The organism is Gluconobacter sp. P1D12_c, assembly GCF_018812105.1.
In the GTDB taxonomy this organism is placed as follows: domain Bacteria; phylum Pseudomonadota; class Alphaproteobacteria; order Acetobacterales; family Acetobacteraceae; genus Gluconobacter; species Gluconobacter oxydans_A.
The window spans coordinates 1-484 of record NZ_JACSIQ010000375.1 but is presented as its reverse complement, the minus strand read 5'-3'; the positions used below and the strand labels follow the sequence as shown (position 1 = coordinate 484).

Below are 484 nucleotides of genomic sequence, written 5' to 3'. Positions count from 1 at the left end.
CACCTTGTGGCTAATGAAGAACAGTAAACGTCCAATGAAGGCCGTGGACGTCTGGACGCTCTTGTTCGACCACCTGTTCCCACATACCGGACAGATCATGCTAACCCGCGAAGAAATCGCCGAAAAAGTCGGAATTCGGGTCAACGAAGTTACAGCCATCATGAATGAACTGGTGAAGTTCGGTGCGATTTTCTCCGAGCGCGAAAAGGTAGCCGGTATGCGAGGGCCGGGTCTTGTCCGCTACTACATGAACCGCCACGTTGCTGAAGTAGGTAGTCGTGCTACACAAGAAGAACTTTCTACAATACCAAAGCCGGGATTTAATCTTGAAGTTATAGAAGGAGGAAAATTATGAAAACTAACGAACGATTCCATATTGCATGCCAAAATACATTTATAATTTCTCATTCAAACGACTTAGAAACTATGAAAATTTGGAAATATCTTACGTAATTACATGATGAAAATTTAGATGAATTTTTTG

The 484-nt window shown here is 42.6% G+C and carries 1 pseudogene; it reads left to right on the top strand.

What is annotated here, in order from left to right:
- Positions 1 to 355, top strand: a pseudogene (locus KP705_RS17245) (hypothetical protein); the annotation flags it as partial.
- Positions 356 to 484 lie beyond the last annotated feature (129 nt).